15 protein-coding genes are annotated in these 15,045 nt (G+C 60.5%); 3 read left to right on the top strand and 12 right to left on the bottom strand.

Annotated features, from left to right (window positions below; genetic code table 11):
* Positions 1-17 precede the first annotated feature (17 nt).
* The 6 genes from IEX88_RS06840 to IEX88_RS06820 form a co-directional block, all read right to left on the bottom strand.
* A complete protein-coding gene (locus IEX88_RS06840; protein ID WP_188849857.1) occupies positions 18-353 on the bottom strand; it encodes a DUF2190 family protein in 336 nt (111 codons plus the stop codon).
* 1 nt (position 354) lies between these two features.
* Positions 355-573: a phage head-tail joining protein gene (locus IEX88_RS27250; protein WP_373289557.1), complete on the bottom strand. Its 219-nt coding sequence runs from the start codon at positions 571-573 to the stop codon at positions 355-357.
* A 2-nt stretch (positions 574-575) separates the two neighbouring features.
* Complete coding sequence (locus IEX88_RS06835) at positions 576-2,303, bottom strand: prohead protease/major capsid protein fusion protein (protein WP_244639922.1); 1,728 nt, start codon at positions 2,301-2,303, stop codon at positions 576-578.
* Positions 2,300-3,649: a phage portal protein gene (locus tag IEX88_RS06830; RefSeq protein ID WP_210319246.1), complete on the bottom strand. Its 1,350-nt coding sequence runs from the start codon at positions 3,647-3,649 to the stop codon at positions 2,300-2,302. The genes IEX88_RS06835 and IEX88_RS06830 overlap by 4 nt, the downstream gene beginning before the upstream one ends.
* 5 nt (positions 3,650-3,654) lie before the next feature.
* Positions 3,655-4,230, bottom strand: coding sequence for a hypothetical protein (locus tag IEX88_RS06825; RefSeq protein ID WP_188849856.1), 576 nt, complete (start codon positions 4,228-4,230; stop codon positions 3,655-3,657).
* 167 nt (positions 4,231-4,397) lie between these two features.
* Positions 4,398-4,622, bottom strand: a complete 225-nt coding sequence (locus IEX88_RS06820; RefSeq protein ID WP_188849855.1) for a hypothetical protein — start codon at positions 4,620-4,622, stop codon at positions 4,398-4,400.
* Positions 4,623-4,825: 203 nt separating this feature from the next.
* On the opposite strand from IEX88_RS06820, the gene IEX88_RS06815 reads away from it, so the two are divergent.
* Complete coding sequence (locus IEX88_RS06815; protein ID WP_188849854.1) at positions 4,826-6,250, top strand: caspase family protein; 1,425 nt, start codon at positions 4,826-4,828, stop codon at positions 6,248-6,250.
* A gap of 48 nt (positions 6,251-6,298) precedes the next feature.
* Here IEX88_RS06815 and IEX88_RS06810 read toward each other — a convergent pair whose 3' ends face one another.
* The 3 genes from IEX88_RS06810 to IEX88_RS06800 all read right to left on the bottom strand — a co-directional run bounded on the left by IEX88_RS06810 (position 6,299) and on the right by IEX88_RS06800 (position 11,026).
* Complete coding sequence (locus tag IEX88_RS06810; RefSeq protein ID WP_244639919.1) at positions 6,299-8,182, bottom strand: phage terminase large subunit family protein; 1,884 nt, start codon at positions 8,180-8,182, stop codon at positions 6,299-6,301.
* Positions 8,064-8,543: a hypothetical protein gene (locus IEX88_RS06805; protein WP_188849853.1), complete on the bottom strand. Its 480-nt coding sequence runs from the start codon at positions 8,541-8,543 to the stop codon at positions 8,064-8,066. Before IEX88_RS06805 ends, IEX88_RS06810 begins: the two co-directional genes overlap by 119 nt.
* A 242-nt stretch (positions 8,544-8,785) precedes the next feature.
* Positions 8,786-11,026: an AAA family ATPase gene (locus IEX88_RS06800; protein ID WP_188849852.1), complete on the bottom strand. Its 2,241-nt coding sequence runs from the start codon at positions 11,024-11,026 to the stop codon at positions 8,786-8,788.
* A gap of 414 nt (positions 11,027-11,440) precedes the next feature.
* Between IEX88_RS06800 and IEX88_RS06795 the strand changes: the two genes are divergently transcribed.
* On the top strand, positions 11,441-11,809 hold the full coding sequence (locus tag IEX88_RS06795) for a hypothetical protein (RefSeq protein WP_188849851.1): 369 nt from the start codon (positions 11,441-11,443) through the stop codon (positions 11,807-11,809).
* Positions 11,810-11,870: 61 nt separating this feature from the next.
* Entirely contained in the window at positions 11,871-12,773 is a 903-nt protein-coding gene (locus tag IEX88_RS06790) for a NotI family restriction endonuclease (protein ID WP_188849850.1), read from the top strand.
* Here the strand turns inward: IEX88_RS06790 and IEX88_RS06785 are convergent.
* From IEX88_RS06785 to IEX88_RS26640, 3 genes are all read right to left on the bottom strand, one after another.
* Positions 12,739-13,974, bottom strand: a complete 1,236-nt coding sequence (locus IEX88_RS06785; protein WP_188849849.1) for a DNA cytosine methyltransferase — start codon at positions 13,972-13,974, stop codon at positions 12,739-12,741. The genes IEX88_RS06790 and IEX88_RS06785 overlap by 35 nt on opposite strands.
* Positions 13,975-14,192: 218 nt before the next feature.
* Positions 14,193-14,393, bottom strand: coding sequence for a helix-turn-helix domain-containing protein (locus IEX88_RS06780; RefSeq protein ID WP_188849848.1), 201 nt, complete (start codon positions 14,391-14,393; stop codon positions 14,193-14,195).
* Positions 14,390-15,045: hypothetical protein (locus tag IEX88_RS26640; RefSeq protein ID WP_210319245.1), on the bottom strand; the 656-nt coding region annotated here is incomplete at its 5' end. The genes IEX88_RS06780 and IEX88_RS26640, both read right to left, overlap by 4 nt.

The raw sequence follows: 15,045 nt of genomic DNA, 5'->3' as shown, positions 1-15,045 counted from the left end.
GCGCCACAGCCAGATCCTCAGGCGATGAAGCCGTTCAAGCGCACTTCGACAGTGTCGCTCGGATTCGGGGCGGCGGTATAGGCCACGCCGACATAGGCGTTGCCGGTCGCCGTGGCGGTGAACACCTTGGTCGCGTTGTTCCAGTAGACCGGCGAGCCGATCGCGAAGACATCGGTGAGTGGCTTCACCACGGCGAACACGCCCTCGGTCACGATGACGACGGTTTCGCCCTCGGCAGCACCATCAGAGGCAACGCCGAAGAGCTTCGTTCCGACGAGGACGCCCCCGCCACTGACGACGGAATAGGGCGCGTCTACCGTCAGATTCACGCCGTGCTGTTTGAAGTTCTTCATGTTAGATTCCTTTTGAGGTTGAAAAGCGGATGATCCGAGACGCCCGTCCCGCCTGCCCCTCGGCTATCGCCCGGTCTGCTGCGGCGATTGCGTTCGCCATTTCGCGGTCGGAGCCGAAGCGGACTGTCTCGCCGCTCGAGTCGCGGACTTCGCGGACGGCAGAGAGCCGAGCCTGAAAAAGCTCGTCTCTCCATTTGATGAGGTCAGGCAGGCTCGCCATCGTCAGAGGCCGGGGTTCTTGTACGCGCCACGCCAGTCCACGACGCCCGCACCGAAGTCGAGGACAACGCGGAACTCGGTTGCCAGCACGTCCCATCCATCACGGCTGGACATCTGCGGCCCGGGAGCGCTCGACAGGTAGGCGTGTTCCAGCACGGGGTAGGATGCCGGCGAGGCCATCACGTACCATTCCTTGCCCGTGATCCGGGGCTCGACAAGCAACTGAAGCCGCCGGGTGAACGGGTTCGCGTCGCCGACCGTGGCCGGGTTGATTTCGGCCAACACCTGTTCGGCGGCAAATTCGTTCTCGGGACCGACGAGAAGGAAGGCCGGGGTAACGCCGATCGGTGTCTTCCGGTCGAGGCCCTTTGTCTTCCGCATCGCCAGACGAGCATCGGCAAGCGCGCCAAGGTCGAGCGCCGCCGCCGCGCCAAGGTTGCCGTGATCGGCGCTGAAGAGCCGCTTGCCATCCTCGCCCATGACAGGGTTCGACGCGAGGAGTGCAACGAGGAGGTTCGCTTCCGTCTCAGCTGCGGCGCGTCCCGCCAAGACATTCCAATCGCGGAAGACGCCGAGGTCGTCGTTGATGAACGCCTGACGCGTCAACGAGAAGATGGACGCATGGGTGTCGAGCTTGAAGGACTCGGCCGCCTCGCCGCGCGTGGCGCTACGGATTTCGCCGTTCTCGGCGACTTTCTCCAAAGCGCCGATGCCAGACACCTTCAGACGTGTGCCGGTGCGAAAGTCTACCATGGTCGTGCGACGAGACAGGGTCGTGCGCAGCGGGCTAGAAGCGGTCTCGTATGCCGCCATCACAGTGCGGTTGCCTACGCCCGTCAGAAGCAGCGGGAAGTCGCCCGTGGTATGCGCGGACCGGATGATGGTATCGCGGTCCATGTTGCGCGTCGTCGTGCCACGAGCCTCCAGCATCGACCGTCCCATATCGATCAGAGACGTGTCCATGTAGCCGCGTGCCGCGTCAGACGGTGTGTCGCCGGAAGTCCGGCAGTACAGCGCCTCTTCCATACGAACCCGGATCGCGGCCGGATCATCCTGCGACGGCCCAGCATGAGCTCGGATGCGCAAAGGGCGTGGGCTGATGGCCTCACGGGCACGGTCCCGGGCTTCTTCGATCGTCAGGCCTTCGTCGATCGCGTCCTCTGCCCATCCGCGCGTCATCCCCACCGCAGCGGCGAGCGTGCGGATTTGATGCTGGTCGGCTTCGGGCATCGTGTCGATGGTATCGAGTTCGTCCACGTCGCTACTCCTTCTTTTTGCTTTCGGATCGGCACCGATCGCGACGATCGACACCTCTTCAATCTGCCAATCCAAGGCAGTCCGGGTGCGTCGGCCGTTGACGCTGGACTCGGCCCAACGCGCGACGCGATAGCCGGCGCTGAAGCTAAAAAGGGTGCCGTCTTGAACACGGTGGACGATGCCAGCAACGTCAGGAGCGGTGGAAAAACGGAGGCTTGCAACGATGGCGCTTCCGTCTCGCGAGAAGCGGGAAGCCCGGCCGATCGTCGCCGAAACGCGCCTTCGATCGTGGGAATCCAGAAGCGGGACGTCCATGTCGTCCGTCAGGCGAAGACCGGCCGGGTCCAGCACTTCGTCAAACGATCCCCGTGCGTCGGTACGCGCGACGGGATGGTCCGTGGCGACGACGGCTTGAATCGTCATTGCCTCGAACGGACCGTGAACGGGCATGTCGCGGTGAAGCAGTTCGGTCATTTGACCTCCGGTGCGGAAAAGCTGAGTCCGAGCCCGGCTTCCCGTTCGCGGTCGGCGGCGATCTCGGTGTCGAGGTCTTCGACGGACCAGCCAAGCTCGGCAACGGCCTGCCGGCGCGACATCAGCCCGGCCGCGATCATCTCGCGCACGGCTTCGACATCCTTGGCCGGATCGACTTGCGCGTGACGCGGCATGATCCATTCGACGGCGCACGCGGGGGCGAACTCTTCGGGCGCGAGGTTGCCATTGAGCACCTGCAAACGGACGAAGTGCTGCCAGATCGGCCGAAGCACCTGCGGGACCAGCACCGAATACTGGTACGCTTCGATCCGCGCTCGGAAGGGGATCAAGCCCGCCCGCAATGAGCTGTAGTTCGCGCCGGAGAGGTCGTTGTCGAGGAGGTGCGTCGGGACGCCGAGGCCGGATGCCAACGCATGAAGATTGGCCTTCATGAAGGTGCCGGTGTCGTTGGCCGCCTGCGGATTGGCGAAGACAACCTTTTGCCCGCCGCGAAGTCGGACCAGCGTGCCGGGCTCCAGCGACGGATGCTCCTCTCCGATCCACGGGTCATCACCGCCGGAAATGTCGTTCTCGTCGGTGATGAAGCCGGCGAACATGGCGGCCACGCTGGCCTGCATCAGAAGGGCGTCCTTCAGCTTGGCGAACTCGCCGGCCGAGAGGACGATGGATGCGAGCGCGGACAAGCCACGAACCTGACCGGGTGCGATCGTTTCTGCGAGGTGAAGCACTTGGTCGGCAGGGACGAAGACCGGGGCAGCCCATGCGCCGAACTGGTCTTTGGTCGGATGAATTGAGTAGCCGAGACGGCCACCGGCCGCGTCGAAGCGGACGCCCTGAACGTCCGTCTCGCCGTTGTCCAAGTTGCGCGTCATGGAACGGTCGCATTGATCGGCCGGCAGCACCCTTAAGCCTTCGTCCTCGATCAGGATAAAGGCTTCGCCTGCCACCTGCTGCTCGCGCACTGCGGTCGTGAGGATGCCCGCCAAGTTCGTCCGGCCTTCCGCGTCGCAGTCTTCAGACCACCGGTCGAAGTCGGCCGTGAGCTGGTCGCGAATGGCCTTATCGGGATGCTTCGGCGTGGCGCGCGGCCCGGTGCCGATGGTGGCGACGACCTTGTTGTTGACGCCGTTCGCGACATTGGGCTCGTTGGCATATTGATGGGCGGCCCGTTGTGCCACCATACCAGCTGCGCTCATCTCGGCGTTGATGTTCCCGAAGCTCGCCATGCCGACTGCACGCCGGCCGCCGCCTGCCGCGTCCAGCCGGCGGACGTGCGTCGGCTTCCCTCGGAGACGGTTGAGGAGGGTTTGGGCGAAGCCGGCCAAGGGAGTCAGCCCGCGATCTTGTCGAGAAGGGGCTTCAAGAGATCTGTGGCCGGAAGCTCGATCTGCGCGAGCAAGCGCTGGCCCTGAGCAGCTTCGAATGCCACGATATCAGCTCGATGGGTGTCGCGAACACGCGGTTCTTGCGCAAGCCGGAAGTAGCTTGCACTCACGAGCCGGCCCGACGCGTCGGCCTTGAGGGTGACGTCGAATACCCACTCTTCCCCCGCTGCGATCTTCTCCAGAACGACTTTAAGATGACGTGCGAGTTCCGCTCCATTCCAGTCTGGCCGGGGGCGCATCCCGATATCCAGCCCGAAGAATGCGAATTCGAGGTCGCGCAATGTGCGTGTGGTGGAGGTAATCTCGTACAGCTGCAGAAGAAGCCGAGCTTTCGCGACTTCCTCCCGCGAATAATACGCGACCTTCCCGCGAGAGATGTCGTTGTTCAGCGGGGTGATAAGGCCGCTCTGAGCGAGAAGTCGCATTTGGCTATACCGTCGATTGCGATCTTCAGGCACGGCGATGCCATCGAGGTCGCAAAAGAGGTCGGATACTTGACGAAGTTTGAATGCGGGTTCCATGGGGCTCTCCAAGATGAAGCCCAACATTGCCGCAAAATGAGTTGACGCGCAACTCAATTTTTGTGAGGTTGGATTGTCGGGGGGTCGTCGTAGCCTCGCCGATAGTAGGCGGCGTCTCGTTCCATCGACGGCCGTTTAGCGAAACACGGCGGCGGGTTTCTCCAGGTTCACCGCCGCCGTGCACCCTCCTCACAATAGGAATAGATATGCTCGACCAAAATCTTGGCCGGTTGGCCGACGCGCGAGAATTCGCCGAGTATCTTCTTGCCGATGGCCGAAGGCGAGGTTATCCCCTTGCGTTGATCAAGATCGCGATCCTTTGCATGATGGCGAAAAAGGGGCTGCCAGCACCCGATGATGTGTTGGCCTTTACAAGCGGCGGAAAGCTTCATGATGCTCAGGTCCGCGACTGGCACCAATCAAACTGGTAGCAAAGACCTGTGAAATCTGCCGACATAGTCAGTCGGATATGTCGAATACAGGCATCCATACCCTGCGCCTGATCAACGCCTGCGTCACCTAGCCAACGCTTCGGTGGGAAGCTACACTGGACGGCGATCGGAAATCCGATTGCCGTCTAAGAGCCGAGGAATATATGGGGCAAAGCATTGCATTTTTGATCGGTAATTCGAAATACAGTGAATTGTCTACATTAGATTGCTGTAGAAATGACGTCGAGCAAACACGGCGCCTTATTTCGGAAACGAAGAAGTTCAGTCAAATTTTCGAGTTCATAGACGAGCCGATTTCACTTGTTAAGGATGAGATTCGGGGTCTGTCGACTGCAGAGGGTGGCTTTGACGAAGTATTCTTCTACTTTACAGGCCATGGGCTGTCAAACGAAGACGATTTCTATATGTGCTTTGAGCATTTCAAGGAATCCTCTCCGAACACTACCGGATTTTCTCGGAACGACGCATTAGATTTAATCAGGAATTTCAAGTCTGAAACATCTGTAATCGTAATAGACGCGTGTGAAGCTGGTAGAAACCTCATAAAGAGTGACAACTCACCACTTACTCGGACCTTAAAATCGGGATTTTCGAATTTTATCCAGTATTCGTCTTGCATAGAAAGCCAATACTCGCTGGCAGGAGACCAATTAAGCCTTTTTACGGATGAATTCATAAAAGCTTGCCTGCAAAAAAAGCAAGGTCCAGTCTATTACTCGGATGTCGAGAGCGCCTTACGCGATGCGTTCCTGGGACACAACAGTCAAACACCGCATTTCATACACCAAGGGACCTCGCAGGAAAAGTTTTGCGACGACGCCGGCCGTCTCGATGACTTTCGAATAGTGTATTTTACGCCAGCTGAAGGTAGTAGCACGCAGGAAGTCGCCTTACCCCTAATGTCGCCGTTTGCTTTGGCAAAAGCCGCCATCCAGGGAATTGAGGCGCGAGTTCCGAGCAAGGAAAACGCTCAGAATTTCATTGATCGCATATTTGCTTCAACGTTAAAAAACTCAAGCGATACTCCAGAGGTGTCGGATTTTTTCGATGTTCGCACAGTGAAATACGATGATTTCGACAATGTTCAAAATAAGAAATCGATTATAAGCCTAATTGACCGCCGCGGTGGCTCAGATTCGTTTGTTGAGAGTGATGTTCAGAAAATAAAGCGCCGTCAGCCTTTTGGTAACTTCGGAATCAACACGATTTCTATATTTGGAACTCCTGATGAATATGATGAGACATACAGTATTTATAATCATTGCAAATTAGAATCTGTGCATGTTGGCATATATTTCGAGCCAAAATTTATGGCGCTAAGCCGAGTTTATTCAGAAATTGTGTTCCTTCCCCGGTTGACAGAATGTCTGATACTAACGTGTAATTCAAAGGAACTTCGCTCAGGCTGGGGAACCTTCAATGAATATGAGGGCACAAAAAAATGGAGCTGGTCACACCATTCGTGGGTAGACGATCCTACTGAGGTCGCTGCTAAGTATGTCTCCAACCCATATGTCTTTACAAAAAAATATGTCCTTTCGTTCGGAGAAGAGGTGGGCGAAAAATAGCAGATAAATTCCTTTAAGGCCGTCAGCGGTAAGGCTGTATTTGCGACATCATCGCCCCTCCAGCCACTTCGAACGCGTCACAGCCGGCCTTGCGGTCGGCATGGCGGATGTCGCCACTTCCTCGGCTCGCCTTCCCATATCCAGCAACACGAGCCGCCGCGCTGCGAAGGCGTAGACCACGCAATCGAGCGCTTCGACCCGCCGGCCGGAGATGCGCTCGAATGCGCGGACAGGCTGCCCCCGCGAGTAGCGCACGATCCTGCGCTCGCCCGTGAGCTGTTCAAACCATGATGGCGAGAGGCTATGCGAGAAGCGGATCGTCCGGCCAGATTGCAGCCGTGTCATGAGTTCCGACTTCACGGCGTCTACGCCGACGAGCATCAGACGGATGTCGCGGGCTTTCGAGACCTCTACCGCCTTTCGAGAGAAGCCCGGAACGCCCTTGCCGGCGAACACGCGGCGGCCCGTTCGCGGTTTGCAGAAGGCATAGACGGCATCTGTGTGACCTCCCGAGCCGGAGTCCACGATCGCGGAGTCGATCCGCAGCAAGCCGCCATTCACATGGATGAAGGTGCGCTTCAGAAGGTCGTCCACTTCCCTCCAGGTATCACCCTGCCGAGGGCTTCCCCAAACGACATCATGCGCGAGGATCAGCGCGGCGCCATCAGCCGTCCATCCGACCGTCGAAAGCTCGATCCGGTCATCTTGGACATCGCAGCCGCACGACAGGACCAACACTTCGGCCGGAATGCGGTCGAGGCCGATCGGCTCGGCGCGTGCGGCGAGTGCGGTTTCGTCCAGCTCCTCGCCGGCATCGCGCCACGGCTCGGCAAGCAAGGTCGTCGTGAACGCCTTCAGCGTCTCGGGACTACGCTTGGCGACAAGGAACTCGGCGGCGAGCCGCCCCCATCGTGCGTTCGACAGAAGCGAGATGAGCGCATTCATGCGGTAACCGTGATGACCGACGACATGCGGCGCGGTCGCACGCCAGCGGCCATGCTCGATCATCCACGGCTTGCGATCCTCGCCGACAAGCTCCTCGCAATCGGGACACCGATAGGCGGCCTCGTCAGGCCGATCGGCCGGCCACTCGATCATCGACCATTTCAGCTCGGTGAACGTGCCGCAGCACGGGCACGGGCATTCGTAGACGCGCCGGTCGCTGGCGTCATAGGCGCGCACGATCGGCGATGTCAGTTCATCGACGGGTGTCGAGCCCATGACGATTTTCCGATCGGCATAGGACAGCGTCCGACGCTCGGCGAGGACCACAGGATCACCTTCGCCGCGCGCGTCGTGCTCGAAAGCGTCCACCTCATCTAGGAACAGAATGCGGGCGGTGTGGCCGCGAAGGTTGCGCGGCGCTCTCGCTGACACGAGCTTCAGGCTGCCGCCGGGAAAGCGCTTCTCCAGCATCACGTTCCGGTCGCCGTTGGCTGCGAGTGCGGCCCGCAAGGACGGCGACTCCGCGAAGGTCGGCTCGATTGAACCGGTCATGAACGTCCGACAGTCGGCGTCGGCCGGCAGGACCACAAGGACGGGGCTCGGATCGTTCGTGACGTAGTGGCCGATGGCCGCGACAAGAAGCTGGGAATAGCCGACACGGACGCTCTTCAGCACCGACACCCGTTCTACGGTCGGATCGCCGATCGAGTCGGCGATGGCCCGCTGATGAGGCCAGAGGCGCATTCGGCCCGGCTGCGACGACAGCGACGACGGCAGGACGATCGACTCTTCGCACCACTTCGACAGGGCGATCTTGGCCGGCGGTCGGAAGGCGCGGAAGGTGTCGCGGCGAAGGACGGCGAAAGCCTCACTCATCGGAAAGGCCCTCCAGCGCGGCACGGATTTCAGAGTCGACCCGGCGGACGGCTTCGGGATCGAGGCCGGCAAGCCGCGACGGCACGGCGAGGAGCGCGGCGCGAACGTCATGGGCGATACCCGACCATTGCGCGGCGACCTCGGCGGCGGGGAGAAGGTCACGGCGTGCGACGGCATTGGCAAGTTCGGCCTTCTCGGCTCCAGCTTCGGCAGCACGGGTTTTCGCGGCGGTCCATTCCGGTGATGTCGAGCCGCGTCCGGCTCCAGCGCGAAGACGACGGCAATAGGCGGCGACCGACTCTCGCAGATGGAAGCGACCCCTTGCCGCCTGCGGAATATCGCCAGCCCGGACCAACACGCCGATGCGCCGCGCGTCGATCCCTAACCATGAGCCAAGTTCGTCTGTCGAAACCAGTTCGTCCGGCCCGTCTCCTACAAGCCTACGAATATCCGGGTCGTCATACCGCTGCATTTTTGAAAATCCTTGCGGGAGTGAAAGACTGGGGCTCAGCGCTCCCCGCGACGGCCACCCGGGGAGAGGGACCCGTTGTCATCGGTTCGTTGACAAGGCGATCGGCTGTCATCGTTGTGTGCATCGTCGCCCGGACAGACGGACAACCCCTAAAGGGTGTTGTCCGTGTCCGTCCGGCCTGCCGACGCTTTGCGGTGTAGGACATTGCGGAGACTGTCCGGACATGTCCGACGTTGTCCGGGTCAAACAAGCCCATGCTCATCATCCAATCGGTCGAACATCGGCGGGTGAATGCTCTTGGTGAAATAGCAGCCGTCGAGGAAGCCGATGCGGCCCTTTGCGACTAACTCGCCGGCAGCCCGTCCAAATGCACGGCGACGGCTGTCTTCGGTGTCGGACGTGGACACCGTCCGTCCGTCGATGCACTCTTGTCGCCAACGATCCTCGGGAATGCCGAACTCGTCATTGGGCAGGGGTACGCCTTCGTTCGTCGTGAGGCGGACAAGCTCGGTGAGTGCCGCGCCCGCGCTTGGCGGCAAGCGTTGTTCCTTCGGCTCACTGCCGGCCGGCAATTCCTTGGCATAGGCGATGGAGCGGGGGTCCCCGTCTTCATCTTCGCCAAGATCAATCGTGCCGATGGTGAAGGCGATGTCGGCGTCCGGTGACCCGTTCCGGTTTTTCTTTAGATGCCCTCTGACGAGCTTGTCGTCGCGCTTCAAGAACATCGTCATATCCATCGCGCCATCGAACCCGCCGAAGCCTCTTGGCGTCTCTCCCCCCTTGGCGGGGTGATGGACGAAGATCACAGCCGCACCGAACTCAGTGAGCTTTCGTCCGATCGCCACGACACGCATCATCGGCGCGGCCTCGTTCTCTTCCAGACCGGGGAAGGCCATCGCCAGCGTGTCGATGATGATGACGGCCGGCCGGCTAGCTTTGACCGCCTTTCGCAGTGCCGTCAGGTCAGGCGACTCTGCGGCGAAAATACTCGACAGCCCGCCGACGACGAAGAACTGGTCGGCGGGGCCGTGCCGCTTACGCAAGGCGGCAACACGTCCCCGCATTCCGTGCTCGTCCTCAGCGGCGACATAGAACACGCCGCCCTGTTTGGTTCGCTTGCCGAAACACGGCCGTCCTTGGGCAATGGCATATCCGATATGTGGTGCGAGAAGTGACTTGCCGGCTCCGGGCTCGCCGAAGACGCAGGCGAGATCGCCCGGCGCAAGCATCCCTTTCCAGACGTAACCGCGCGACGGCATGTCGAAACAATCGTCAGGACTGTAGAAGCGGAGCCCCGCCGGCACTTCCCCGGGAACGTCCTCCTCGTCGTCCGGCAAGACCTCGAACATCTCCTCGCGCTGAATCGCACGTACGGCAGGAAGCGAGCGCGCGAAGTCGGCCATGGCATGAAAGGATGGCATCGCCCCCGGAGGCGTGTCCTCCGGTGTGTCCGCGTCCAAATAGCTGAATTTGACGAGCCGGATAGCCTCGAAGGCGTTTACGAGCCGATCCGAGAGCGGGTCCGTCGAATGGTGCGAAAAGGCGAAAACCTCATCATAGAAAACGACCCCGTTCGCCGTCGATCCGCCGATGAAGCTCCACCGGCCATCCTTGCCCGGCGTATAGGTGTCGAACAGGTGCTCAGCGAATACTTCCTCGATCGACATCGCTCGGCACACCTCGCCAACGATACCTTCCTTCTCCCGAGGGTCCGAAGCCTTCTCGGCGGACTGGCGTTTCTTGCCCTGCTTTGCCGAAAACGGCAGATCGGCATGGTTCGTCGGGTCGCGGCCCGACGCCCTGAAGCTGGCGAAGACCTCGTCGGGATCGAGCATCGGACCGGGACGATATTCCCCGACAAACTCGGCATCGGCCGACGCGGTCGGCCAGAACATCATCTGCGTCGTTCGGAAGCTGACATCGTCAATGGAGTCCATTGTCGGGTCGATCATCTCGGCGACGATCCTCCCGAGGGGACCATACTTCTCAGATTGGACGGGGCGCTTAAGAGGGATGACGATACGGACGCGCGGAGCTTCTGGCGTGTGTTTCCGGGTCGTGTGCAGGATGTGCAAAACATCCATCAGCGGCCCGTTCCTGTCCTTCAGCGTGGCGAACTGCGCTGGAGTGAGGGTGTCCGCATCAAGGGTCAGAACATCGCGCTCCGACATCCCCTCCCTGTTTCGCCGGCCGGCCTTGCAATGCCCGCCCATCCAAAACCCGGTGGCATTCTTCAGGCGATCTTGGTCCGGCTTCTCCAGTGCGAGGAAGTCGGCAAACTGTTCTGGAGTATGATGCGGCGTCGTCAGTCGCTTTGACAGTTCCGGCAGTGTGAATGTCTTGTTCTTGACGCGACCGAGGGAGTCTTGGCCTTGTGCGATACGGAAGGTGACCTCGTCGCCGCCGACGAGTAGCCGGGTGTCTGGATCGCTCCAGTCGATCATTGCAGAGTTATCTGATTTGTGGTTAAAATGCGCGGACATTGGGGTTCCTCGGCCCTACTGTTTCAATGGCAGATTGCGCCGCTCGGATTGGCTTCCGGGCGGCGTTTTCATTTCACCAAAGGGAGGATCGGCAGTTGGGAAGACGCGCGTATCGTATTGATAACGCATGGGTCGTTTTCTCCTCCGTTGGAGAAAAAGCCCAATGATTTCAAAGGAAGATTAGGGAATCATAATCCGCGTGTCGGGGGTTCAAGTCCCTCTCCCGCTACCATATCCAAAGCCCTATTACGCAGTACTTCCAGCTCCTGCCGCTATATCAAGCTACAGCGCCTAGCAAAGCGCGGGGGCATTGTGGGGGCAACCGTGTTGCGGAATGCCCCCGCTGCGATTCATGGCTAATTAACCGTAAATCGCGATGCTACTCTGGATCCAACCCGGCGAAGGAAGCCCACGATGGACCCCACAGACCGCCCCCGCCGCGAAAACATCCTCCCGCTCGCCGAGATCGAGTCCCTCGTCCTGCGAGTACTCGGAGCCCCGATCCCGGATCGCTTCGTGTCGTGGCTCGGTGTATCTCGTCGAAACGCGGATCGCTGGCTCGACGGCAGCAGCACATATCCGCCGGCCGTCATCGAAAAGATGCAGGTCTTGGCGCCGCTGTGCAGCGAGATGCTCGACGACCTTCACGACCTGGTCGAGGACTACAAACGCCTGGGGATTCCCGAGAACCTCATCAGGATGAGGATGAGGGAGTTCTCGAAAACGCTGTCGGACGAGCCGCCGCCGAAGCCGGGGGCGCCGGAGCCGGACAAGTCAGCGTGAGGTAAGGCTTCTCGTCAAGGTAGTGGACTACCCCGTGTAGCATCCATCGATCGGAACGGCATTGAGCAAGACTGTACCTCGAGAAGCTCAGCCTTTCCCAATCATCGAAGCCTTCGGATTTCCTGTCGGATCCTCGACTCCCGAGGCGCTCAGATCGCAGACGGAGCACCTCTGCCCATTCGCCGAAAACACCTGCGAGAAATACCGACAGTACGGGTTCGGCTACTGCTCCGTGACGTATGCCGCGGCCGACGACGCCGGGCGCCGGCACACCTATGCCGTCTGTGATCACAGGGTCGACGGAACGCCCCTGCTTCAGGCTGTCGCGCACCATTTCGGGAACAAGGTCGTCGAGCTTGTCCCAGAGGTGGTGCTGACCGATCCCAGGACTTCGTTCGACTATGTTGCCTTCACCCGCTCCCCCGAAGGTATCGACGACGCGATCGCAATCGAGACCCAGGCGGTAGACATCCGCGGTGGCGGCGTGGGGCCGGCATGGCGAGCCTGGCAGGACGGTCGCCAGGATGAATGGCGGGCGTACTTCACGGAAGAAGCTTCGACCAAGAACCGTAGGGATACCGTCGCCTACGGTGTCAACATGGCGAACATCTACAAGAGGCTGGGTCTGCAGGTCGCGACGAAGGGCACCTATCTGAAGGCGATCGGCGTCAAGCTCTACGTCGTCATGCAGGACAGGCCGTTCCGGTATCTGAAGAACCGCGTGAAGTTCGTGCCTGTCGAGCCGGACGACAATCCGGACATCGTCTTCATGACGTTCGACTACAGTGGTTCGGTCGATGCAGACGGACGCCTGAATTTCGGTCACGTCCAGACGGTGTGCACCACCCTGGAGAACTACACGGTGGCCCTGTCGTCCGACCACCGGGCCACTGCCGACCAGCGCGCCGGCTTCCTCGAGAAGGTAGCGTCTAAAGCATCTCGAACGGTAGCTGTATCTGCCTGAGGCCTTTCCGGCGCGAGAACGGATCCTTCAATCGGAAGGTCGCCGTACCCGAAAGGCATGCCGCGATCTCGAGGCCGATCGCCTTGCCCAGCAGAGGCGGTACGGCGTTTCCAACCTGGTCGTACTGTTCGGACAGCGACCCTTCGAAAACGAACGAGTCCCTGAACGACTGGATGCGCGCCGCCTCGCGGATACTGATCGTCCTTGTCTGTTCGGGATGGCTGTACTCGCCGCTCTTCGGGTCCCGGAAGCGGGTGATGATCGCGCGAGGCACGCCGTCCCACGTCATGCGGCTGTAGCGCCGAGTATGATCCTTCCTCTTCGCCTGCTGCATGCCCGCCGGAAGGAGATCGAAGGGAAGATCGCGCCAATCCTGCCCCGCTTTCAGACTGCCGATCCGCTTCAGGTTCTGGGGAGAAAGTCGCGGCGCGTAGTGGTTCGACAGCTTCGCAGGCGCCCCGGCTCTCGCCCAAACCTGATACGGCCGTTTCGGCTTACCGACGTAGATCGGGTTCTCTTCTCCCGAAGCGACCGGTGGCAGATCGCCGATTGCGTCGATGGCACGGAGGAAGCCGGTCTGGTCCTCCTCCGAGATCTTGCAGTTGGCTATCAGCTCGCCGATGCCTCTGCGTCCGTGCGTCGGCTCTGGGATGCCGTGATCTCTCGGAATCCCCAAGTCGTTCCGGAAACCTACGAACACCATTCTCCACCGCATCTGGGGAGCGCCGTATTGAGCGGCGAGCAGTTCCGCGAAGCTGCAGCTGTAGCCGGCCTCCGCGAACGCTTCCGAAATCTGGCGCATCGCGTCGCCGTTCTTGAACGTCATCAGTCCGGGAACGTTCTCGATCAGGATCGAGCGGGGGCGCAGTTCTGAAGCGATACGGATGAACTGCCGGAACAGGTCGTTCCTCGGGTCGTCGAGCGACCTGGCACCAATGATCGAGAATCCTTGGCATGGCGGCCCGCCAGCCAGAAGATCCAGCTCGCCGCGAACAAGGCCTGTCGCCTTCATGATCGCATCGCCGGAGAGCTGATGGACGTCGCCGACGTGGAATTCTGCTTCCGGGTGATTCCGGCGGTACGTCATGCCGCTGGCGACGTCGATATCGCTGGCGAAGACGGTCTCGAAGCCTGCGTCTGCGAGGCCGACACTCAGTCCGCCGGCGCCGCAGAAGAGATCTACAGCCGTTGGTTTGGGCATCTTGATACTCCGGACCCCACGGATCACTCTACTACACTGCTGCCGCGACCTTATCCGGAGCGGCCTTTCTATCAAGCCGATATCGGCTGTTTCCACCGCTTGTGATGTCGCACCTTCGTCGCCAGCGGATCGGATTGCCCAATGATTTCGACCCAAATCCTTCGATTTCCCTGGGCAAGTTCGGCATTCCTTGGGTCGAAATGCCGCCGACAGCTATGTCAGTCACTGCCGCCGGTCGTGACTGATATATCCGCCACCCCGAAATGCCTGGCGATCGCCCTCAGCTGATCGATCGACGCCGGCCGGCCCGCCTCCAGGCACCTGAGCAGCGCGACATGCATGCGGGTGCCCCGTGCGACGTCGTCGAGCGTCTGGCCGGCGGCGAGGCGAAGAGCGCGGATGCGATGGCCAACGGTCACATAGAGAACCCTTCGAAGTCCTCGTCCTTCGTGTAGATGCCATCGCTAATAATCTCGGCCTCGGCGTTCCGATGTGCGTCCGTCATTGCGTCCTTCGGCGCGATCAGCCACCGCCCGTCGGACAACCGCTTCCCCATGACGACGACTTCAGTAGCCCCCTGGACGTAGGAGAGGAGCACGGTTCCTTCCGGGTAGACGCGCAAGATGTGCGAGAACGTGGCTCCCGTAAGATCCCTGTATTCCGGATCCGGGTTACGCAGCACGTCGGGTCCGCTCCAGTCCATGCCGTCCGGGACGAACTTCAGGTAACCCCGTCGCGCCTTCCGGACTTCGATGACATCGGTGGGGCCTCCGTTCCAACGCTGACGGTTACTGATAAGATTGCCGTCGTGCGTTCTCATCACCATGACACTCGCTATCACTACTCGGTCGTCGCATTTTCGGTATCGTTGGACGAGCCAAACAGTGCCGTCCAACTTCCTTTCGGCCCGATTGAGGGTCGTGACGACTATGCTGTCACCCAAGGTTTCCACACCGAGATTCGTATTAGAGCGGTTCAGCGTCAGCTTGAATCGGTCCGGATTCCCTAAGCTTTGATTCTGTGATTCAAGATGCTGGCTGGGTGGGAGGCCAGCATCGGATGGGTCGACCT

Origin of the sequence: Aureimonas glaciei (genome assembly GCF_014643375.1) — a bacterium.
GTDB classification, from domain to species: domain Bacteria; phylum Pseudomonadota; class Alphaproteobacteria; order Rhizobiales; family Rhizobiaceae; genus Plantimonas; species Plantimonas glaciei.
This window is presented reverse-complemented; position numbering and strand designations above follow the sequence as displayed.